This window comes from Anaerococcus sp. HMSC065G05 (assembly GCF_001812365.1).
GTDB lineage: Bacteria > Bacillota > Clostridia > Tissierellales > Peptoniphilaceae > Anaerococcus > Anaerococcus vaginalis.
The window spans coordinates 1-413 of the sequence record NZ_KV808713.1 but is presented as its reverse complement, the minus strand read 5'-3'; the positions used below and the strand labels follow the sequence as shown (position 1 = coordinate 413).

At 42.6% G+C, this 413-nt stretch carries 1 protein-coding gene; it reads right to left on the bottom strand.

Features of this window, described 5'->3' with window-relative positions:
• Positions 1-413, bottom strand: a 413-nt coding sequence (locus tag HMPREF2852_RS05665) for a GTP-binding protein (protein ID WP_261668147.1), incomplete at both ends; no start/stop codon positions are given.

The following is a 413-nucleotide window of genomic DNA, read 5'->3' as shown; positions in this document are numbered from 1 at the left end:
CCTTCTCCGCCTTCTTGTAGGGATTTTAATGCACTTCCTACTACTACTGGGGCATTGTCTCCGTCGAATTCGTATTCTGATAGTAGATCTCTTACTTCCATTTCTACTAATTCGATTAGTTCTGGATCGTCTACTTGGTCTTCTTTGTTTAGGAATACTGCGATTTTTGGTACGCCTACTTGTCTTGCTAACAAGATGTGTTCTCTTGTTTGTGGCATTGGACCGTCTGCTGCACTTACTACTAGGATTGCTCCGTCCATTTGTGCTGCTCCTGTGATCATGTTTTTAACGTAGTCTGCGTGGCCTGGGGCGTCGATGTGTGCGTAGTGTCTTTTTTCTGTTTCGTATTCTACTACTGAGGTATTGATTGTGATTCCTCTTTCTCTTTCTTCTGGTGCTTTATCGATTTTATC